Genomic DNA, 19,203 nt, shown 5'->3' with positions numbered 1-19,203 from the left:
GTTTGTAAACACCCTCGAACCCCTGGCGGTCCTCACTGGAAGGCTATACGCGTGCCGTGCGTCAGGCGCTCTTCCGGTGTCATGGCGTGTCCGGGCACCCCGATCATCTCGTCACCGCACTGGTCATCCCAGGTGAGCACGCCATGCGTCAGTCCCGCCTCGCCCAGCAGCTCACGGATCTGCCCGGTACCCAGGTAGGTGCAGGTCTTGCCGTCCTTGTCGGAGAGCGTGGATACCCCGCCGGCATGGTGGAAGCGCACGGTGTAGATGCCATCCTGGGACTCGACTTCCACGATCGGCGCAAAGCCGTGAGAAACGGCCCGGACCAGCTGCTTATAGGTGATATGGTCACCCAGTGTCGCGTCGGTGGTCATGATGACCCCCTTGGTAGCGGTGTACTACTTGAATGTAGATTCCCCCTGCGATGACCGCCATCCCGAGACGGGTGGAAATCTGCGGGCCGCGCCCCCATGCAAGGGGTTACACCTTCGCACGACCTTATTTGCGACCAGACAAGGAGCATGACATGAGCTTTCAGGGCGAACAGCATCCCGGCGTGCAGGCCCCGGCCAGCGAGACCCGGGGATTCCGCTTGAACCACACCATGCTGCGCGTCAAGGATCCGCAGACCGCGCTTGAGTTCTACTCGCGCGTCTTCGGCATGCAGGTCCTGCGCAAGCTGGATTTCGAGGAAATGGGTTTCTCGCTCTACTTCCTGGCCAGGCTGGAAGAGGGCGATGCAGTACCCGAGGATGCCGCCCAGCGCAGCGTCTGGACCTTCAGTCAGAAGGGCCTGCTGGAGCTGACGCATAACTGGGGCACCGAAGACCAGGCCGACTTCGCCTACCACGACGGCAACGCCGAGCCGCAGGGCTTCGGTCATATCTGCTTCTCGGTGCCGGACCTGGACGCCGCCCAGGCCTGGTTCGACGCCAATGACGTCGAGTTCATCAAGCGCGCCGATCAGGGCAAGATGCCGGACGTGATCTTCGTCAAGGACGCCGATGGCTACTGGATCGAGGTCGTCGAGGCCGAGCGCATGGCGAACAAGGGCGACGGCATGGCCTGAGGCTCTGTCGCTTGTTGACGGCCAGGCAAAGACGCTTCAGGTAAAAGCGTAGAGATCCATGGCCAGCACGCCGTGCTCAATGCTGTGGTGCCAGCGCTCGGCCTGGCCACCGGCGCCCATGGCCACCAGCAAGGGCTGAAAGTGCTCCGGCGTGGGGTGATTGGCAATCGCGTGCGGGCCATCCTGCCAGTGGAGCAGGGCATCGCGGTCGTTGGCGCCGAGTCGCGCGTGTATCCAGTCGCTAAAGGCCATGACCCACGGCGGTGCAGTGGCTTCCAGAGGAGCGATGGCACTCAGGTCGTGGGTCAGGCTGCCGGAACCGATCACCAGGATATTGGCCTGGCGCCAGGCTGACAGTTTCTTGCCCAGGGCGACGAGCTCATCATTTGACCACTGCCAGGGCAGTGACACCGAGACCACGGGAATATCCGCGTTCGGGAACATCAGCGACAGCGGCACCCAGGCGCCGTGATCCAGGCCGCGTTCCACGGGCGTGGCATTCAGATCGCGTGCCAGCTCACCGGCCAGTATAGGGTGGCCGGACGCCGGATACTGGCAGTCGAACAGCGCCTGCGGGAACCCGCCAAAGTCATGGATGGTCGCTGGCCGCGCGCTGGTGCTGATCATCAGCCGCTGACTGGCCCAGTGGGCCGACACCACCACGATGGCATCCGGCGTCAGTTGCTGGCCGAGCTCACGCAGATAGGCGTGGGCTGGAGTGTGGGTCAACGCCAGCATCGGCGATCCGTGAGAAATAAACAGGCTCGGCAGCATGGGACACCTCTGGAAGCGGGGTGCCAGGCACCCCCGTGGTCATTGATGGATGACTCAGGCGAAGCGGTGGCTCACCGCCAGCCGCCCGCTACCCAGGCCGGCCTGCACCAGCAGGGCCACGGCCCAGAACAGCGGAAACTCCCAGCCGCCACCGCTGTTCGAGAACAGCCAGCCGTTGCCCGAGTGAACCCAGACGGCGCCCAGCAACAGCGGCACCATGGCCAGGCTGACCCAGCGCGTGAAGAGCCCCAGCAGCAGCGCCAGCCCGCCACCGACCTCGGCGAGAATGGTCGGGTATGCCAGCAGGCCTGGCAGGCCGAGGGATTCAAAGTAGGCCACCGTGCCCGGCACGGTAAAAACGAACACCTTCAGCAGGCCATGAGCAAGGGCCAATGTGCCCAGGGAAAGGCGCAGCAGGGTGGTGGCAGCAGCAGTCATATCGGTCGACATCGTGGCGATCTCCAATAGAGCAGGTGTGTCAGGGAATGTGACGGCTACTCTATCGCTGCAGATGACTGCGATAATCTGCTTATTTTGAACATCACTGTTGCGATGATCGCAACAATACAGCTTCGTCCGGGTTGCCTCGCCCGGCGAGGGATCAGGGCAGATCCCGCTCCCAGACCGGCGGGTCGCCCCAGCACTCGGCCAGGTAGTCCATGAAACGGGCGACCCTGGCGGGCAGGTGCCGGCGGGCGGGATACACACCGTGAATCTCCAGCTGCTGTTCGGGGGCGTCAATCTGCAGCGGCACCAGCCGCCCGGCATGCAGGCTGTCATCGACCAGAAAGCTGGGCTGGTGGGCGATCCCCAGGCCTTCCTCGGCGGCGGCGGTCAACACATCTCCATTGTTGCTTTCCAGCGGGCCCTGAACGGCATGGCGTTCTCCGCCGATCTCCCAGTCGCCCTGGGAGGCGCCCAGGTAGCGCAGGCAGCGATGCTCGGCCAGCGCGGCCAGGCTATCGGGCTGGCCATGCTCGGCAAGATAGTCAGGAGAGGCGCACAGGATCATTCGGCAGCGGGTCAAGCGCCGCGCCACCAGACTGGAGTCCGGCAGGGTGCCGATGCGAATGGCCAGGTCATAGCCTTCTTCCAGCAGGTCGACGCGGCGATCGTTCAGGTCGAGTCGCACCTGGAGCGCCGGGTGCTCCACCATGAAACGCCCGACCAGCGGTGCCAGATGCCGGGTACCGAAACTCATCGGGCCATTCAGCCGCAGGCGACCGGTCATGTCGGTGACAGCGGTGCCGACCTCGGCCTCGGCATCCGCCATGGCCTGCAGGATCTCCCGGGCATTGACCAGATAGCGCTCGCCGGCCTCGGTGAGATGCAGGCGTCGGGTGGTGCGCTGAAGCAGGCGCGCCTGCAGATGCTCCTCCAGCGCCATGATCAGCCGCGAGAGGCGAGTGCGTGACAGGCCAAGCGACTCGGCGGCGCGGGTATAGCTGCCCAGCTCGGCCACGCGCACGAAAGCGCTCATCGCCTCTAGTTTGTTCATCGCTTCACCGCCTCCGGCGCTCCGATGCCTCAGTGGGCGTGATCATGCGCTTCGTCATGCTCATGGCCGTGGTCATGATGTTCGCCGTGTTCATGCCCATGATCATCATTCTGCGACGCATCGCTGGAGGGCTCGGCCCCGGCTAAAGCCTCGTGCAGCACGCGGGCGTTGTGACGCAGCATGCCGATATAGGTGCTGGCCTCGCCTTCGTCCGACAGGGCGCCGGAGTAGAGGGTGCCGGCCACCGGACGGCCGGTCTCCTCGGCCAGCTGGTCGATGATGGCGGGGCTGGTCATGTTCTCGTGAAACAGTGCCTGCACATTGTTGGCCTTGATGACGTCGATCAGCTCGGCCATGTGCGCCGCGCTGGGTTCCGACGCCGTGGTCAGCCCGGCCGGTGACAGAAACTCGACATCATAGGCCTGGGCGAAATAGCTGAAGGAGTCATGCCCGGTGATCACGCTGGTGGTGTCGGGCAGGGCGGCCATCTGGTCGCGAATGTCGGCATCCAGCGCCTCCAGTTCGGCCAGATAGGTCTCGGCACGTTGGCGATAGGCCTCCTCGTGCGCCGGGTCTGCCTCGATCAACCCATCGCGGATGTTTTCGACATAGGTCTTGCCGAGCACCGGGTCCAGCCAGGCGTGCGGATCCTCGCCGCCATGATCATGCCCGGAGTGGTCGTGCTCGGCGTGATCGCCATGGTCGTTTGCCGCCTGGCTGCCATCCTCCGCGGACTCGGCCGCTCCGGGGCCACTGATGCCGTCGGTGGCGACGACCCGGGTGCCTGCGTAGTCGCCGGACTCCAGCAGGCGCTCCATCCAGCCCTCGAAGTGCATGCCGTTGAAGACCACCAGGTCCGCCTCGGTCAGTTGGCGGGCGTCGTCGGGGCGCGGCGAATAGACGTGGGCATCGCCATTGGCGCCGACCAGCGAGGTGACGTCGACATGCTCGCCGCCCACCTGTTCGACCATATCGGCGAGAATGCTGAAGCTGGCGACCACCTGCACGCGCTCGGCGGCCAGCACGGAGGGCATGGCCAGCAGGGCGGCAAGGCCGGTGACGAGGCTGGCGCGGCGTGTGAAGCGATGAGCGGATGGCATGCGGGAGCTCTCTTCGAGTCAGTCAGTGGATGGCGTGTTCAGCGGCGCGGCGCGCAGCCGGTGCCGGGCCACCAGGCTGTTGTGTCGGCCGAACAGCGCCGAGAGGACATACGCCAGGCCAGCGGTCAGGATGATGGCCGGGCCGGACGGCAGACTGAGGTGGAACGACAGCAACAGGCCGCCCAGATTGGCGACCAGCGCGATGACGATGGCCAGGGCAATCAGGCCTTCCAGCCGCTGGCTCCAGAAGCGCGCCGTGGTCGCCGGCAGCATCATCAGGCCCACGGCCATCAGCGTGCCCAGCGTCTGGAAGCCGGCGGTCAGGTTGAGCACCACCAGGCCCAGGAAGACACCATGCACCAGACCGCCGCGCACGCCCTGGCCGCGCAGGAACAGCGGGTCCAGGCACTCGACCACCAGCGCCCGGAAGATGATCGCCAGCATCAGCACGATCAGCGTGGCGATGCCGGTGATCAGCAACAGTGCCGTGGTATCCACCGCCAGCACCGAGCCGAACAGCACATGGGTCAGGTCCACGCTGCTGCCGCCCAGCGAGACCAGCATCACCCCGGCGGCCAGCGAGATCAGGAAGAAGCTCGCCATGGCTGAGTCCTCGCGGTGCCCGGTCATCTGCGAGACGCTGCCCGCCAGCACCGCCACCACCAGGCCGGAGAGAATCCCGCCGAGGCTCATGATCGGCAGCGAGAACCCGGCGAACAGAAAGCCCAGCGCAATGCCCGGCAGAATGGCGTGGGACATGGCATCGCCGATCAGGCTCATGCCGCGCAGCATCAGGAACACGCCCAGCGGCGGGGCCGCCAGCGACAGGGCCAGGCCGGCCACCGCGGCGCGGTTCATGAAGCCGTACTCGAAGGGCGCGAGCAGCCAGGCGTCAAGCAGTGCCAGCATGGTGAATATCCGAAAAATCAATGGGCAGGCGGGGAGCCCGGGCCGGTTGCCCGGTGTGATGATCGAGCAGCGCTTCGGTGCCGACCCAGCGACCATGGCCACCGGCCAGCAGCAGCACATCATCGGCCAGGCGCGACAGCTGCTCCATGTCGTGCAGCACCACCAGAATGGTCGCGCCCGCGGCGGCCATGTCGCGCAGCACCTCCATCATCACCTCGACGGTCTCGCCATCGACGTTGGCAAAGGGCTCGTCGAGCAACAGCAGCTCGGCCTCCTGCATCAGGGTGCGGCCGATCAGGGCGCGCTGGCGCTGGCCGCCTGAGAGCTCGCCCAGCTGGCGGTGCGCCAGGTGCGAGATACCCAGGCGCGCCATGATCTCGCGACCCCGCCGATAATGCGCGGCGCAGTAGCCTTTCAGCGCACCATGGCTCGGCCAGGTGCCGGTCATGATCAGTTCCTCGACACTCATCGGGAAGGTCAAGTCCAGGGCCAGTTGCTGCGGCAGCCAGGCACAACGCTCGCGCGATACCTCACAGGCCACGCGGCCGGCGACCGGCGGCAGCATACCCATGAGCGCCGAGATCAGGGTGCTCTTGCCGGCCCCGTTGGCGCCGATCAGGGCGGTGATGGCACCATCCTGAAAGCTGCCGTCCAGATGCTCGAGTACCGTCTGGCCACCCCGCGCCAGCTGCAGGTCCTGAAGCGTCAGGCGTGCCATCAGCCCGCGCCTCCCAGCACCCAGGCCACCGCCAGCCACAGCACGGTCAGCGGTGCCGCCGCCAGCAGCAAGCGCCGGCTGGCCGAGAGCGACATCAAGGAAAAATGACAGGGCCCCTCGGGGCGATGTCGGTGAGAACGGTGTGCCATGGCGATCAGTCTCCGAAAATGCGCGGAAGTTATAACATAACATCATTGGGCCGCCAACCCGGCAAGACTGATAAAATACCCCGGCAACTTTCCCGAATGGATGTAACGATAATGCGCAACGCGACACTGCCGACACTCTGCGCCCTCGGCCTGGCCGGCCTGCTGGGCCTGGCCGCCCCCAATGCCTTCGCTACCGGTGAAACCGGGCTATACCTGGGCGGTGGCGCCGGCCAGACGCATGGCGACGGCCGGTTCAACGACGAGGCCGAGCACTGGAAGCTGGTGGGCGGCTACAACTTCAGCTGGCTGCCGTTCATCGACGTGGGCGGGGAACTGGCCTACGTCAATGCCGACTCCCTCAAGGGCAGCGCCAATGGCCAGGCGGCCAGCCTGGATGTGGACAGCGTGCAGGCCACCGGCGTGCTGGGCTGGAGCCTCGGGCCGGTCGGCCTCTACGGCAAGGCCGGCATGGCCGACTGGGACGCCGAGCGGCGCGGCGCCGGTATCGACGCCGACCTCTCCGGCACCTCGCCCGTCTATGGCCTGGGCGTCCGGGCCGGCCTGCTCGATGTCACCGGGCGACTGGAAGTCGAACGCCTGGATACCGACGACATCGGCAACCTCGACATGGTGACGGCCAGCGTGGTCTATACCTTCTGATCGGCGAGCCCGGGGCCCGGCCACGGCGGCCGGGCATCAGGCCAGGGGAATCAGGACCACAGAATCCAGGAGGCCAGGGAGTCGCGGTTGGCAATCTCGATCTGCTGAGCGCGCGGGTTGGCCTCGGCATGGTTCGGATTGACGCCCAGCTCGCGCAGCGCATAGCGCGCCAGTGGCCCCCGGCAATGCAGCTCCAATTCGCCATCCGGCATGCCGTAATCCATGGCCAGCAGTTCGCGTTCGGCCTGGGGCAGGCGACGATCGGGAATCAGGCGCACCGCCACCCGGGTCTGCCAACGTTCGTCATTCTCCGCATCATGCCGCCCCAGCATCGGCCCCACATCTTCCGGCACACCGCGAAAGCGGCTCAGCACGAAGTCGCGATACTCGCGGTTCTTCTCGCAGAAGGCGCGCACATGCCAGCGTCCGGCAGCAAACACCAGGGTGTGCGGCACGATGATCCGCCCATCGCCTGCCGGGCTGGAAAAGGACGCGTAATTGACCTCCAGGCGACGCTTCTCGCGGGACGCTCGGACCAGCTCGCGAACCACCGCCGGCGTGATCGCCCGACTCGGCATCGGCAGCGACTCGGTGTTCGCCGCCCCCATGCTCAAGCCGGCAAACGGCGAATCCAGGGTGTCGTGAATGTTCAGCAGGCGTAGGTACTCATCAACCCGGCCCTGGGTGAAAAGCGGCACAAAGGCCGCGCTGGGCAGGTAACCATGACGCTGCCGATCGTAGCTCAGGTTGTGCGGTGCCAACTGGCGATACGCGCGCAGCACCTTCTGCGCTTGCTGGCGCCCGATACCGAACGCCTCACCGATCTGGCCGGCCGCCACGCGCCCTTCCCACAACGCCAGGATCTCGATCAAGCGATAGCGGGCCAGCGTATCCCAGGGGATGGTCGTCAACGATGACATGACTCCCTCCATGGCTGTCATATTCCAGGTTGCTCATCATCCCCCGCATTCTAGCTCACCTTCAACAGGCCGGGTTGAAGAGTGTTGTGGATGAATGTCCAGCGGTGGCGGGGGTAAGGGATAGCGTGCTTGGATGTAGTCAGACACAGGGCAGGCAGGGCAACGACATGGACGATATCTCTCCATCGGACCTCAAGACCATTCTGCATTCCAAACGCGCCAACCTGTATTACCTGCAGCATTGCCGCGTGCTGGTGAAGGACGGTCGTGTTGAATACGTCACCGATGAAGGCAAGCAGTCTAGTTACTGGAATATCCCGATTGCCAACACCACTTCCTTGTTGCTGGGTACCGGAACATCCATCACACAGGCGGCCATGCGCGAGCTGGCTAAAGCCGGTGTCCTGGTGGGGTTTTGTGGTGGTGGAGGTACGCCGCTTTTTGCAGCCAATGAAGTGGATGTCGATGTTGCCTGGCTGACACCCCAGAGTGAATATCGCCCCACCGAATACCTACAACACTGGGTAAACTTCTGGTTTGACGATGCCAAACGGCTCGAAGCGGCACGGGCTTTTCAAATGGCACGGATATCGCGCATCGAAGCCCTTTGGCAAAGCCGTGCGCTTCAGGACGCCGGGTTTGAGAGCTCACGGGAGCGACTCAGTGACGCGTTATCCCAGCATCGCGATGCCATTGCCAAGGCAGCTGACACGGTGGAGCTGCTGACACTGGAAGCGCGTTTGACCAAAACACTGTTCAAGCTGGCGACCCAAGCGGTGGATTACGGTGAATTCACCCGTGCCAAGCGAGGCGGTGGTACAGATCCCGCCAACCGCTTTCTCGATCATGGCAACTATCTGGCCTATGGGTTGGCCGCCACAGCGACATGGGTGCTGGGCATTCCCCATGGTCTGGCCGTCCTGCATGGCAAGACGCGCCGGGGAGGATTGGTCTTCGATGTGGCGGACCTGGTCAAGGATGCCATCATCCTCCCGCAAGCCTTTCTGTCGGCCATGCGCGGTGACGAGGAACAAGAGTTTCGGCAGGCCTGCATCGAGCGGTTAACGCGCACCGAGTCTCTCGATTTCATGATTGATACGCTCAAAGCTGTGGCCCTCGAGCTCGGAGGGCCGGACGCATGAATGTGCTGCTGGTGTCGCAATGCAACAAGAACGCGCTCAAGGAAACGCGGCGCATCCTGGATCAATTTGCCGAACGTCGAGGCGAGCGTACCTGGCAAACCCCCATCACTCTGGAGGGGCTCAACACTCTCCGGAAGTTGTTGCGCAAGACCGCCCGCAAGAATACCGCCGTGGCGTGTCACTGGATTCGTGGCCATGACCACAGTGAGCTGATGTGGGTGGTCGGCGATGCCAAGCGATTTAACGTACAAGGGGCCACGCCAACTAATACTACCCGGCGCAATATCCTGCGTTCGGAAGATGAAAACGACTGGCATAGTGGCCAACACATTCACTTACTGGCATCCATGGCAGCGATGTTTCACGACCTTGGCAAGGCCAGTCAGGCGTTTCAGGATCGACTCCATGGCCGGCTTGAAGGGCGTAACCTTTATCGTCACGAATGGGTGTCGCTGCGGCTTTTACAAGCCTTCGTGGGCCAGGACGATGACGCCAGCTGGCTTGCACGGCTTGAGCAGCCAACTGCCGAGGATGATGACTGCTGGCTGGAGCGCCTGATTCGCGATGGGGTAGATGAAAAAGCCAGCGAAAGCGCTCCGTTTAATGAACTGCCACCGCTGGCAGCGGCGATTGGCTGGTTGATCGTCAGCCATCACCGGTTACCGGCGCTCCCGGCTTTCGACGAGGCCGGTGCCCAGAAATGGGTAGGTGCCAGGGCCAATCTAAACACGGGGAGCTTGCCCGAGCTTCCACAAGCTATCACTGCCGCATGGAACGAACGCGTGACACCATCGGATGCGGAAGATGCTACATCCTATTGGCACTTTCCGCATGGTTTGCCGGTCACTGAAGAATCTTGGCGTAAACGTAGTCAGCGTTTAGCGCGTCAGCTTCAGCGCTTGCGTATTGAGCCTGCGCCACTCGAGTCGCCCTATGTCATGCATCTGGCGCGACTGTCGTTGATGCTGGCGGACCATCACTACTCCGGACTCACGGACCAAGGGCGCTTGAGTGGCCAGTGGTCTCGCAAGCTCTACGCCAATACGGCCAGCTATCACGGTAAACGTCAACTCAGCCAGCCGCTAATTGAACACCTGATCGGTGTGACACGTAGCGTCGGAGAAATTACCCATCACTTGCCGAGTGTCGAAGCCGCACTACCCAGGATCGCTCGCCATAAGGGCTTCAAGGCGCGTAGTCGAGATGCCCGCTTTCGTTGGCAGGACAAGGCGTTCGACATGGCGGTCGGGCTACGCGATACAAGCTATAAGCAGGGTTTCTTCGGCGTCAACATGGCCTCGACCGGTTGCGGTAAGACGATCGCCAATGGCCGGATACTTTATGCGTTGAACAACCCGGAAACGGGGGCGCGCTTCACCATAGCGCTTGGGCTTCGCACCCTTACCCTGCAAACCGGCCAGGCTTATCGGGAACGGTTGGGGCTGGGGAACGATGACCTTGCCATTCGCGTTGGTGGCGCAGCCAGCCGAACCCTGTTCGAGCATCAACAGTTCGAGAACCAGCAACGCAATTACGGTGGCTCGGACTCCCGCGCCGAACTGTTGGACGAGCAAACCCATGTGCATTTCGAAGGCCATGTTGGTGAGCATCCTGTGCTGTCCAAGGCTGTCGCCGACCCCCATGCCCAGGCACTCATCAACGCACCGGTCGTAGTCTGCACCGTCGATCACTTGATGCCTGCTACCGAAAGCCTCCGAGGTGGTCATCAGATTTCACCGATGCTGCGCTTGATGAGTGGTGACCTGGTGCTCGACGAGCCGGATGACTTCGATATAGATGACCTGCCGGCCCTGACACGACTGGTGCACTGGACCGGAATGCTCGGTTCCAGGGTACTGCTTTCATCCGCCACCTTGCCGCCTTCCCTGGTTCGAGGGTTGTACGATGCGTATCGCAGTGGGCGAGCCGAGTATCAGCAACATCGTGGTATGCCGGGGGAGCCGGTCAACCCGGTATGTGCCTGGTTCGATGAGCATGGCTGCACCAACAGCAACTGCGAGGGTGGTGAAGCGTTCGAAGCTGCACACCACGAATTCGCCCGCCGCCGCGCCAATAGGCTGGGCAAGCAGGCACCGGCTAGACGCGGTCGGATTGTGTCGCTGTCCGCGTCTAACGCTCATCCGGATACTATTCATCCAGCAGTGGCAGAGACGCTATTGCGTGAAGCACTGTCTCTCCATGAACAGCATCACAGCACTGATCCGCACAGCGGCAAGCGGGTGAGCTTTGGTTTGATGCGGATGGCTAATATCGAGCCGCTGGTTGCTGTGGCTCAGGCGTTTTATCGCTCAGAGATACCCGAGGGTTATCAGGTTCACCTATGCGTCTATCACTCCCAGTACCCCTTGCTGCTGCGCTCAAGGCTGGAGGCTCGTCTCGATAACGCGCTGGACCGGCGTGATGAAAATGCTGTTTTCGATATACCCGATATTCGCTCTCGACTGGATCTCAATGAAGCGCCGGACCAGCTATTTCTGGTGTTGGGCTCGCCTGTCACGGAAGTTGGAAGAGACCATGATTATGACTGGGCGATAGTCGAACCTTCTTCAATGCGCTCGATTATTCAGCTGGCCGGTCGTGTGCGTCGACATCGCCCAGGAGAGGTGGACGCAGCTAACATGGCGCTACTCGATGCCAACGTCAAACAACTCAAACGCGAGCGGCCGGCTTTCAACCACCCGGGTTTTGAAACAGAGCAACGCTGGAGGTTGGCCCAGCATCGACTCGAAACGCTACTGCGTACGGGAGAGGTTGATCACATCGACTCGCGGCCCCGGCTGTTGCCAGTTGAGTCGTTGGAGCCTACGCAACGGCTCGTCGATCTCGAGCATGCGCGTTTGGCGTCGTTGATGGTCGAGGGCGGGATGCCTGCCGCTGGCCAACGTCGGCGTAGACGTCGGGGTGAGCCCGAACAGACCGAGTTGGGGGCCTACCTGTTTTATCGCGTCTCGGGGGTGACCCTTGGTGCTGTACCGATGCAGCAACAACCCTTTCGCGAAGATAATGAAGCGGATAGCGAATTTGTGCTGTTGCCGGACGAGACGGAAGAGAATTTCGGCTTCTGGCGCAGCGACCGGCAAGTCAGCGAAGAACGTCTGGTGCCCGTCGAAACCGAACTGGATCGCCTGCCGGATGAGGCCATCGACAACCCCCGCGTCACGCCATGGAACGAGCCGGACTATCTTGCCGCACTGGCAGAGCAGGCCGAAGCGATGGGGGTGGGAATCGAGCGCTGCGCGCACCGCTTCGGCCGTATTCGCTTGAAGACAAACCGCGCCCCGCAGGGCTGGCACTTCCATCCCGCGCTAGGGCTTGTCCGGAAAAAATAAAAGCCGGCCCTAACGGGCCGGCGAGCTGCCTGTACGGCAGCGAGAGGGCATCATCACCGCAGATCGGCGTGCAGTAATTTTCTGAGCTGCCTTGCGGCAGGGGGTCAATTCTACATACACTGTTGATTGAGTTCTCGTATATCTCTTTTATCTCTGATCGTCGTGCAGTAATGGTTTGACAATATGGATAAGTAGGCATAGATTGTATGCGTGGGCACTGGTACTGCCCACGCATACGTAGAAGCAATGCTGAGGTTGAGCACTCGGCCCCAAGCTCTCTGGGACGGTGTGAGCAGGAGGATGCGCAATGTGGCTGGCTACCATCGCAAGATAATAACCGTTTGACAGGCTTTGGCCTGTCTAGACCCACGCCCCGGGCAGCAGCAACGCTTCGGGGTTCATTATGCCATGCCTTTGGTATGTCTCCCAAGTTAAGGCAGAGACCCTATGTCGGAAACTTCACCACCGGCGTCCATTCGCGAGCTGATCGAGCAGTTCATCAATGACCGTTTTACCAACAAGACGGAAAAGCTCGCGCCAGAAGACCCGGCCTATCTCAAGCTTCACCAGCAGTTCGATCCACAGACTTGGCTGGCCGAGGCCGCGCGCCGTGTCAGCCAGTTGCAGGTGGTTACCCACTCACTGAAACCGATCCATCCGGATGCCAAGGGCACCAATCTCTACGTGGAGCCCAGTCAGCTCGCTGACAACGGTTTGGTCGGTAGTCACTGTCTGCTGTCCGATTTCCAGGGTGATGTAGTAGGTAACGCGGCGGCGTTGGACGTCTACAAATTTCTGAAACTGGAATGGCAGGGGAGTTCGCTGCTGGAGTTGGCAATTGCCTCTGATGATGCGTTCATTGATGCCTTGAGCCAGGATCGCACCGAAGCAGAAAGCTGGACCCGAGCCTTCGCCAGCATTACCGAGCCCAAGGGCGTGCCCAGTTCGCATGCTCGCGGTAAGCAGATGTACTGGCTAACGGGTGACGAGCCAACCGATAACGTCAATTACCATTTGTTGGCACCGCTGTATGCCACGGCACTGGCCCAACCCCTTTACGCCCGATTGAGCGAGGATCGCTTTGGCGAACACGCCAAAGCCGCTCGCAAGGCGCGCCGTGATGATGCTGCATTTGATGGTGGTTATGCCGATTATCCCAATCTGGCGATCCAGAAAATGGGGGGCACCAAGCCGCAAAATATTTCCCAGCTCAATAGTGAGCGTGGAGGACAGAATTATCTGCTCGCCTCGCTACCGCCGGATTGGGTCTCTCGTGATGTCTCGCCACCGCTGCGTACAGAATCAGTTTTACCACGCTTTGGCAGGCGCCAGCCAGTTCGCCAGTTGGTGAATGACCTGGCTCGCCGGATGCAGCAGAACACCAGGGAGGATGAGCAACGTCAGAAACTGGGGAAAAACCCGCGCAAGACCATGCAGGATCGTGATCTTCACGATGACCTGACGGCATCGCTGGCTGATGAGTTGCTGGTGTTTACCTTCGAGATGCACCGTTTGCCCGCAGGCTGGTCGGCTGATGACGATTGTCGACTGGTCATCTCGGAACAGTATTGGCTCGACCCAGGTAGGGCAGAGTCGGATCTCGAATTCAAGGAAGCTCGGCATCAGTCAGACTGGCATGTAGACGTGGCCCAACGTGTCGCTCACTGGCTCAAGCATACTTTGGATCGACGCATCAAAACTAATCTTGGCGATCCCGACCATGATTTTTGGGCGGGGCAGATCGAAACCGTGATGGGCAGTTTCCGTCGACAGCTCGACGACCTGCAGGATGCGCTACGCGACGCAAGCGATGACCCGGAAGGAGAGGCAGCATGATCAATCACCTTCTGGTTCTTCCCAAGCTGCGTATCCAGAACGCCAATTCCATTTCCAGCCCGATGACCTGGGGCTTTCCCGCCATGAGTGCCTTTGTCGGCACCATGCAGTCTCTGGAGCGCAACCTTCCAGATGACATCAAGCTGGTCTTCAACGAGATCGGTGTGGTGTGTCATCGCATCGACCCCCAGGTCACGCAGGGGGGCTTCACGCGCGCGTTCCACCTCACACGCAACCCAGTGGATAAATCCGGCGGCACAGCGGCCATCGTCGAGGAAGGCCGCGCGCATCTGGAAGTTTCGCTGTTGATGGGTATCGAGTCAGCCGGCGGAGATGACCTGAAAAGCGCCGAGCGTCGCCAAGCCATTGCAGACCAGCTATATCAGCAAGTCCAGGGAATGCGTATCGCTGGGGGGAGCGTCATGCCTCCCCGTCCCGGCGAGCGGCGTCACCGGCCGGCCTTGATCAGCTTCGATGCCAACGAAGAAGAGCGCGCAAAGCAGTGGCGCCGCCTTAAGCGCCGTCTGCTACCGGGCTTCGCGTTGGTGCTGCGCGAGGATCGGCTTGTCGACCACACCGCCACCCTCAAGGCGGAAGATGAAAGTGCCACGACGATGGATGCTTGGCTCGATCTCTCGCGGCTCAATCACGAGTGTCGAGTTGAAACGCAAACGGATGAGAAAAGCGGCCAGGAAAAAGAAGTTGCGCACTGGAGTATCCGGCGCCCCTATCCCGGCTGGTTGGTGCCGATTCCCGTCGGCTACGGCGCCCTTACTGAATTGTACTCTGCTGGTGAAGTGGCTAATGCCCGTGATCCTGACACGCCATTTCGGTTTGTCGAAAGCCTCTACACGATTGGCGAATGGGTGAGTCCGCACCGCATTCACGACCCTGAAGCGTTGCTCTGGTTCGTCGAGAACGACTTGGACCGCGGAATCTATCGCTTGAACAACACCTACATCGATACTTTGCACAACGACTGACACAGGAGATATCTCATGGCCAAGAAAGACGATGCACTGAAAACCGCCTCCGTTCTCGCTTTCGAGCGTAAGCTCGACCCTTCCGATGCACTGTTATACGCCGGGCAGTGGTCCCAGCGCGATGTGCTGGAGGGCTGGCAGCCGGTTACGATTCGTGAAAAGTCAGTACGCGGTACGATCTCCAACCGTCTCAAGGCTAAGGAGCAGGATCCAGCGAAGCTCGATGCTGCAATCGAAAACCCCAACCTCCAGACCGTCGACGTCGCGACCTTGCCACATGAGGCCGACACCTTGATGGCACGTTTTACGTTGCGAGTGCTGGGTGGCGCTGGCACACCATCGGCATGTAATAACGCCGACTATCAAGCCAAGTTGCAACAAGCCGTCACGGAGTATGTGCAGACGCAAGGGTTTAACGAGTTAGCGCGTCGTTATGCCCACAATCTGGCGAATGGCCGTTTCCTGTGGCGTAACCGTGTCGGTGCCGAACAAGTTGAAGTGCGCATTCGACGCATGGAGTACGGCGAGGTTGCGCAAGAGTGGACATTCGATGCACTGAGTCTATCACTGCGAGGTTTTGATGATGACACGGAGACCCAAGCACTTGCGCAAGATATCGCCACTGCCTTGGAGGGTACACGTCACCTGATCCTTGAGGTTATCGCGTTTGCGCATGTGGGCTTGGGCCAAGAAGTCTTTCCTTCGCAAGAGCTGATTCTTGAGCGCGGGCGCGGTGACAAAAGCAAGACGCTTTATCAAGTAGATGGCGTGGCAGGAATTCACTCCCAGAAGCTGGGCAATGCCATTCGTACCATCGATACCTGGTATCCGGCGCCGGCAGATGGCAGCGATCTTGGTCCCATCGCCGTCGAACCTTATGGCTCCGTGACAACTCAAGGCACAGCCTACCGCCAGCCCAAGCAGAAGATGGATTTCTACTCGCTGTTGGATAACTGGATGCTCAAGGACCAAGTACCGAACGCGGAGCAACAGCACTTCGTGATGGCGACCTTGATTCGCGGTGGTGTCTTCGGCGAAGCGGGGTAAGCCATGGATCATTATCTCGATATTCGGTTACGCCCCGATCCGGAGTTCCCGACGGGAATGCTGATGAACGCGCTCTACAGCAAGCTCCATCGAGCACTGTTTGATCTGCAGGCTGATGATATCGGAGTTAGCCTGCCCGACCACAAGACCGGTGTGCGTGCCCGCACGCCCGGGGATCGGTTGCGGCTGCACGCTTATCGGAGCCGACTTGAACAGCTGATGGCGCTCCCGTGGCTGGCGGGTATGCGAGACCACGTAGAGTTGGCGGACATTGCGCCGATTCCGGCGGAAGCGCGCCACTGTCACGTGTTTCGGCGTCAGTTCAACACTGGGGGGCCCAGCCGGGTCAAGCGTTATGCTCTTCGTCACGACATCAGCGAAGAGGAGGCTCGCCAATGCATGTCGAAACCCGCTGAGCGCAAGATTCCACTACCATTCGTGCAAGTGAACAGCCGCTCTAGCGGGCAACGTTTTGCGTTGTTCATTGAGCATGGAGCGCTGCAGTCGGAGCCAGTAACAGGGAGTTTCAACCACTATGGTCTTAGCCGCCAGGCAACGGTGCCATGGTTTTGACCCTTTTTGCACCATCTACTAGCACCTCTATATAAATCAATGGGTTAGCGCCATGCCCTAAAAAAGGGTATGGCGCTTTACTTTTCCTGTAGCTCTTTAACAATCAACTAGTTACCTGTGGTAAACTCTAGTTCGCTGCCGCCCAGGCAGCTCAGAAAAGTTCGTGATGACACTCGGGGCAAAGTGCTGCGTTCGCTGCCGCCCAGGCAGCTCAGAAATGACCCACAAAAAGAAAGCGCTCCCCCATCCAGTTCGCTGCCGCCCAGGCAGCTCAGAAATCGTCGATTTTGCCCAGTTCGCTGGACGGCCCGTTCGCTGCCGCCCAGGCAGCTCAGAAAACGCCATCATGCTGCATGATGCAGGTCTTCTTGTTCGCTGCCGCCCAGGCAGCTCAGAAAGCCGCATCGCTTCACGAAGCTGGTTCTGGATCGTTCGCTGCCGCCCAGGCAGCTCAGAAAGACGATGCCGTGCAGGCCGTCGAGCGCGTCACGTTCGCTGCCGCCCAGGCAGCTCAGAAATCGCGCATCTGATCGGGCCGGATCATCTCGGGGTTCGCTGCCGCCCAGGCAGCTCAGAAAATGACCTTGGCGACGCGGGCGCTTTCGCCGCCGTTCGCTGCCGCCCAGGCAGCTCAGAAAAGACCGTGCAGCGTGGCCAGCCCGCTATTAACGTTCGCTGCCGCCCAGGCAGCTCAGAAACATCGGCGCCCGGCGCCCTGCTATTGACCTCCGTTCGCTGCCGCCCAGGCAGCTCAGAAATGTGTTGAGCGCGAATCGTCGATTACCCTCAAGTTCGCTGCCGCCCAGGCAGCTCAGAAATACTCCGGCGTCATCGCCCACTGGCACGACCCGTTCGCTGCCGCCCAGGCAGCTCAGAAAAAAGCCAGCGAGCTCTGGGCATGGTTCCAGAGGTTCGCTGCCGCCCAGGCAGCTCAGAAAAGCGCACGACCAATGCCGCTGTCTTCGGGCGTGTTCGCTGCCGCCCAGGCAGCTCAGAAAATGTCTCCGATAACGGGCATCAAAGTCACGCCGTTCGCTGCCGCCCAGGCAGCTCAGAAATGCGCTTCGTCATCTGTGGTGTTCGGCCCATCGTTCGCTGCCGCCCAGGCAGCTCAGAAAAGGTAGCGGTGGACTTCGCCGGGATCGATGCCGTTCGCTGCCGCCCAGGCAGCTCAGAAAACTGACGCATGTAGTCACGTGCTGCGTCAGCATGTTCGCTGCCGCCCAGGCAGCTCAGAAAGACGAAGCCTACGAAGAGTGGGAGTGCTACTGGTTCGCTGCCGCCCAGGCAGCTCAGAAAACGATCCGCGAGCGGCTGAAAGAACTTCAACGGTTCGCTGCCGCCCAGGCAGCTCAGAAAACTTCGGTATCTGTTACGAGATTGACGGTCGGGTTCGCTGCCGCCCAGGCAGCTCAGAAATGCACGAGATCGACCCGGAGACGTTGGCGGAAGTTCGCTGCCGCCCAGGCAGCTCAGAAAAAGGACACAGCCCAGCTGTTTGAGGTGGTGCAGTTCGCTGCCGCCCAGGCAGCTCAGAAAACGATCATTCACTGGTGCGCGCAAGTTGCGAGGTTCGCTGCCGCCCAGGCAGCTCAGAAAACTACCAACAAGCGAAGCGAGGCGAATGATGCTGTTCGCTGCCGCCCAGGCAGCTCAGAAACGCTATGCGATGACACCCCGGGAAATGATCGACGTTCGCTGCCGCCCAGGCAGCTCAGAAATTGCTGAAGCCATGGACTTTGTGTGTATCGCGGTTCGCTGCCGCCCAGGCAGCTCAGAAATGATGAAGTTCGAGCGGGCTTCCGATGTCAGGGTTCGCTGCCGCCCAGGCAGCTCAGAAATGATCGAGCGCCCATGCCCAGCGTGTCGTGTCGTTCGCTGCCGCCCAGGCAGCTCAGAAATGTACAGCAGGCACTGGACGACACCCCGGAGCGTTCGCTGCCGCCCAGGCAGCTCAGAAAGAACCGATCCGGCGGCGTGATTGTCACCGTACGTTCGCTGCCGCCCAGGCAGCTCAGAAAATGAACAGCAGCCGCCTTTGCCCCGCCACCGAGTTCGCTGCCGCCCAGGCAGCTCAGAAATGGCATAGCTACTGCAAGGCGATTGTGGAGCGGTTCGCTGCCGCCCAGGCAGCTCAGAAAGCGACCCTGGGTGACGGGCTCACGGGAAGCATGTTCGCTGCCGCCCAGGCAGCTCAGAAAGAACCCGCCTGCGCCAGCACCTGCCCCGGCACGTTCGCTGCCGCCCAGGCAGCTCAGAAACTGTAGTAAGCACGAAGACCAGTGGTGATGTCGTTCGCTGCCGCCCAGGCAGCTCAGAAAATGCACCAAAGCGCGATGGCCGCCCACTCCCAGTTCGCTGCCGCCCAGGCAGCTCAGAAACGGCTCTGGCTGCCCAGTGGACCAGGCCATGCTGTTCGCTGCCGCCCAGGCAGCTCAGAAACGTCACCGGCTGGATGCCGGCGGCGCGAACGGG

The 19,203-nt window shown here is 61.5% G+C and carries 17 protein-coding genes and 1 CRISPR repeat array; of the genes, 8 read left to right on the top strand and 9 right to left on the bottom strand.

Annotated features, from left to right (window positions below; translation table 11 throughout):
- Nucleotides 1–32 precede the first annotated feature (32 nt).
- On the bottom strand, nt 33–374 hold the full coding sequence (locus HHA01_RS14075; RefSeq protein WP_246053915.1) for a DUF6482 family protein: 342 nt from the start codon (nt 372–374) through the stop codon (nt 33–35).
- 152 nt (nt 375–526) lie between these two features.
- Here HHA01_RS14075 and gloA point away from each other — a divergent pair, with 152 nt between their 5' ends.
- On the top strand, nt 527–1,069 hold the full coding sequence (gene gloA / locus HHA01_RS14070; protein ID WP_141321806.1) for a lactoylglutathione lyase: 543 nt from the start codon (nt 527–529) through the stop codon (nt 1,067–1,069).
- 36 nt (nt 1,070–1,105) lie between these two features.
- Here gloA and HHA01_RS14065 read toward each other — a convergent pair whose 3' ends face one another.
- The 7 genes from HHA01_RS14065 to HHA01_RS14790 form a co-directional block, all read right to left on the bottom strand.
- Complete coding sequence (locus tag HHA01_RS14065) at nt 1,106–1,843, bottom strand: dioxygenase family protein (protein WP_141321804.1); 738 nt, start codon at nt 1,841–1,843, stop codon at nt 1,106–1,108.
- 54 nt (nt 1,844–1,897) lie between these two features.
- Entirely contained in the window at nt 1,898–2,293 is a 396-nt protein-coding gene (locus tag HHA01_RS14060) for a DoxX family protein (protein WP_246053914.1), read from the bottom strand.
- A gap of 151 nt (nt 2,294–2,444) precedes the next feature.
- Nucleotides 2,445–3,341, bottom strand: coding sequence for a LysR family transcriptional regulator (locus HHA01_RS14055; RefSeq protein WP_141321802.1), 897 nt, complete (start codon nt 3,339–3,341; stop codon nt 2,445–2,447).
- 29 nt (nt 3,342–3,370) lie between these two features.
- The gene (locus HHA01_RS14050) at nt 3,371–4,441 is read right to left on the bottom strand and encodes a metal ABC transporter solute-binding protein, Zn/Mn family (protein WP_141321800.1); all 1,071 of its coding nucleotides are present in this window, start codon (nt 4,439–4,441) and stop codon (nt 3,371–3,373) included.
- An 18-nt stretch (nt 4,442–4,459) separates the two neighbouring features.
- Nucleotides 4,460–5,350, bottom strand: coding sequence for a metal ABC transporter permease (locus HHA01_RS14045; RefSeq protein ID WP_141321798.1), 891 nt, complete (start codon nt 5,348–5,350; stop codon nt 4,460–4,462).
- On the bottom strand, nt 5,334–6,068 hold the full coding sequence (locus HHA01_RS14040; protein ID WP_141321796.1) for a metal ABC transporter ATP-binding protein: 735 nt from the start codon (nt 6,066–6,068) through the stop codon (nt 5,334–5,336). The genes HHA01_RS14045 and HHA01_RS14040 overlap by 17 nt, the downstream gene beginning before the upstream one ends.
- Nucleotides 6,068–6,217: a hypothetical protein gene (locus HHA01_RS14790; protein WP_170214889.1), complete on the bottom strand. Its 150-nt coding sequence runs from the start codon at nt 6,215–6,217 to the stop codon at nt 6,068–6,070. Before HHA01_RS14790 ends, HHA01_RS14040 begins: the two co-directional genes overlap by 1 nt.
- Before the next feature lie 111 nt (nt 6,218–6,328).
- On the opposite strand from HHA01_RS14790, the gene HHA01_RS14035 reads away from it, so the two are divergent.
- The gene (locus HHA01_RS14035) at nt 6,329–6,877 is read left to right on the top strand and encodes an outer membrane beta-barrel protein (RefSeq protein WP_141321794.1); all 549 of its coding nucleotides are present in this window, start codon (nt 6,329–6,331) and stop codon (nt 6,875–6,877) included.
- Nucleotides 6,878–6,927: 50 nt separating this feature from the next.
- On the opposite strand, the gene HHA01_RS14030 is transcribed toward HHA01_RS14035, so the two are convergent.
- Nucleotides 6,928–7,797 (bottom strand): WYL domain-containing protein, encoded by an 870-nt coding sequence (locus HHA01_RS14030; protein WP_141321792.1) that lies wholly within the window; start codon nt 7,795–7,797, stop codon nt 6,928–6,930.
- A gap of 167 nt (nt 7,798–7,964) precedes the next feature.
- Between HHA01_RS14030 and cas1f the strand changes: the two genes are divergently transcribed.
- The 6 genes from cas1f to cas6f all read left to right on the top strand — a co-directional run bounded on the left by cas1f (nt 7,965) and on the right by cas6f (nt 16,728).
- A complete protein-coding gene (cas1f, locus tag HHA01_RS14025; protein WP_141321790.1) occupies nt 7,965–8,939 on the top strand; it encodes a type I-F CRISPR-associated endonuclease Cas1f in 975 nt (324 codons plus the stop codon).
- Nucleotides 8,936–12,289, top strand: a complete 3,354-nt coding sequence (gene cas3f, locus HHA01_RS14020; protein WP_141321788.1) for a type I-F CRISPR-associated helicase Cas3f — start codon at nt 8,936–8,938, stop codon at nt 12,287–12,289. Before cas1f ends, cas3f begins: the two co-directional genes overlap by 4 nt.
- Before the next feature lie 447 nt (nt 12,290–12,736).
- Nucleotides 12,737–14,125: a type I-F CRISPR-associated protein Csy1 gene (gene csy1, locus HHA01_RS14015; RefSeq protein ID WP_170214888.1), complete on the top strand. Its 1,389-nt coding sequence runs from the start codon at nt 12,737–12,739 to the stop codon at nt 14,123–14,125.
- A complete protein-coding gene (gene csy2, locus HHA01_RS14010; protein ID WP_141321786.1) occupies nt 14,122–15,108 on the top strand; it encodes a type I-F CRISPR-associated protein Csy2 in 987 nt (328 codons plus the stop codon). The genes csy1 and csy2 overlap by 4 nt, the downstream gene beginning before the upstream one ends.
- A 15-nt stretch (nt 15,109–15,123) precedes the next feature.
- Entirely contained in the window at nt 15,124–16,155 is a 1,032-nt protein-coding gene (gene csy3, locus HHA01_RS14005; RefSeq protein ID WP_141321784.1) for a type I-F CRISPR-associated protein Csy3, read from the top strand.
- A 3-nt stretch (nt 16,156–16,158) separates the two neighbouring features.
- On the top strand, nt 16,159–16,728 hold the full coding sequence (gene cas6f / locus HHA01_RS14000) for a type I-F CRISPR-associated endoribonuclease Cas6/Csy4 (protein WP_141321782.1): 570 nt from the start codon (nt 16,159–16,161) through the stop codon (nt 16,726–16,728).
- 130 nt (nt 16,729–16,858) lie between these two features.
- Nucleotides 16,859–19,170: direct repeats of the CRISPR family, unit length 28 nt; unit sequence GTTCGCTGCCGCCCAGGCAGCTCAGAAA.
- Between the last annotated feature and the right edge of the window lie 33 nt (nt 19,171–19,203).

The sequence above is a fragment of the Halomonas halmophila genome (assembly GCF_006540005.1).
GTDB classification, from domain to species: Bacteria; Pseudomonadota; Gammaproteobacteria; order Pseudomonadales; family Halomonadaceae; genus Halomonas; species Halomonas halmophila.
Note: the sequence above shows the minus strand (reverse complement) of the source record. Positions and strands in the feature narration are given on the sequence as shown.

Coding starts and splice junctions, on each gene's coding strand:
- HHA01_RS14075 (WP_246053915.1), bottom strand. CDS start 374: ATGACCACCGACGCGACACTGGGTGACCATATCACCTATAAGCAGCTG.
- gloA (WP_141321806.1), top strand. CDS start 527: ATGAGCTTTCAGGGCGAACAGCATCCCGGCGTGCAGGCCCCGGCCAGC.
- HHA01_RS14065 (WP_141321804.1), bottom strand. CDS start 1,843: ATGCTGCCGAGCCTGTTTATTTCTCACGGATCGCCGATGCTGGCGTTG.
- HHA01_RS14060 (WP_246053914.1), bottom strand. CDS start 2,293: ATGTCGACCGATATGACTGCTGCTGCCACCACCCTGCTGCGCCTTTCC.
- HHA01_RS14055 (WP_141321802.1), bottom strand. CDS start 3,341: ATGAACAAACTAGAGGCGATGAGCGCTTTCGTGCGCGTGGCCGAGCTG.
- HHA01_RS14050 (WP_141321800.1), bottom strand. CDS start 4,441: ATGCCATCCGCTCATCGCTTCACACGCCGCGCCAGCCTCGTCACCGGC.
- HHA01_RS14045 (WP_141321798.1), bottom strand. CDS start 5,350: ATGCTGGCACTGCTTGACGCCTGGCTGCTCGCGCCCTTCGAGTACGGC.
- HHA01_RS14040 (WP_141321796.1), bottom strand. CDS start 6,068: ATGGCACGCCTGACGCTTCAGGACCTGCAGCTGGCGCGGGGTGGCCAG.
- HHA01_RS14790 (WP_170214889.1), bottom strand. CDS start 6,217: ATGGCACACCGTTCTCACCGACATCGCCCCGAGGGGCCCTGTCATTTT.
- HHA01_RS14035 (WP_141321794.1), top strand. CDS start 6,329: ATGCGCAACGCGACACTGCCGACACTCTGCGCCCTCGGCCTGGCCGGC.
- HHA01_RS14030 (WP_141321792.1), bottom strand. CDS start 7,797: ATGTCATCGTTGACGACCATCCCCTGGGATACGCTGGCCCGCTATCGC.
- cas1f (WP_141321790.1), top strand. CDS start 7,965: ATGGACGATATCTCTCCATCGGACCTCAAGACCATTCTGCATTCCAAA.
- cas3f (WP_141321788.1), top strand. CDS start 8,936: ATGAATGTGCTGCTGGTGTCGCAATGCAACAAGAACGCGCTCAAGGAA.
- csy1 (WP_170214888.1), top strand. CDS start 12,737: ATGTCGGAAACTTCACCACCGGCGTCCATTCGCGAGCTGATCGAGCAG.
- csy2 (WP_141321786.1), top strand. CDS start 14,122: ATGATCAATCACCTTCTGGTTCTTCCCAAGCTGCGTATCCAGAACGCC.
- csy3 (WP_141321784.1), top strand. CDS start 15,124: ATGGCCAAGAAAGACGATGCACTGAAAACCGCCTCCGTTCTCGCTTTC.
- cas6f (WP_141321782.1), top strand. CDS start 16,159: ATGGATCATTATCTCGATATTCGGTTACGCCCCGATCCGGAGTTCCCG.